Annotated in this window: 1 protein-coding gene; it reads left to right on the top strand. The window is 60.8% G+C overall.

Features of this window, described 5'->3' with window-relative positions:
* A partial coding sequence (locus EN780_RS39580) for a hypothetical protein (RefSeq protein WP_189557197.1) occupies positions 1-406 on the top strand: 406 nt, incomplete at its 5' end.
* Between the last annotated feature and the right edge of the window lie 35 nt (positions 407-441).

The following is a 441-nucleotide window of genomic DNA, read 5'->3' as shown; positions in this document are numbered from 1 at the left end:
GGTCGATGATGCGCTGGAGCGAACGGTAACCGCGCTGGTGCAAGCGGCGCCAGTCGAGCGCCAGGATTATGTGAAGTCGCGTGCCCGATTGGAAGAGCTTGGCCTCCTCGATGAGAGCAGTGCTAACTGGGAACGGCTCGCCAACTACCTTTTGGCTGACGAACCAGCCTTTGGCACAGACGCCGACCGACTGGCCTATATTCTCGACGTACCCATCGCCTCGCTACGTCCGACGCTCGACACGCTCGACAAGGCTGAAGCCGCAATCGAAGCCGCGTACAAATATGCGCGTGCCTATGTCGATGGAAACCAGACCGAGGGAGATCTGTCGGTCGTCGAGTCCTTCGGCAAGCGGCTCGCCGATGCAGGCGAAGCGCTGCAATCGAAACTGGATGAGGTGGCGTGATGGCGGACGGATCTGAGGACATCCAACTCGCGCCC

Source organism: Mesorhizobium sp. M4B.F.Ca.ET.089.01.1.1 (assembly GCF_004022605.1).
Taxonomy (GTDB): Bacteria; Pseudomonadota; Alphaproteobacteria; order Rhizobiales; family Rhizobiaceae; genus Mesorhizobium; species Mesorhizobium abyssinicae.
Note: the sequence above shows the minus strand (reverse complement) of the source record. Positions and strands in the feature narration are given on the sequence as shown.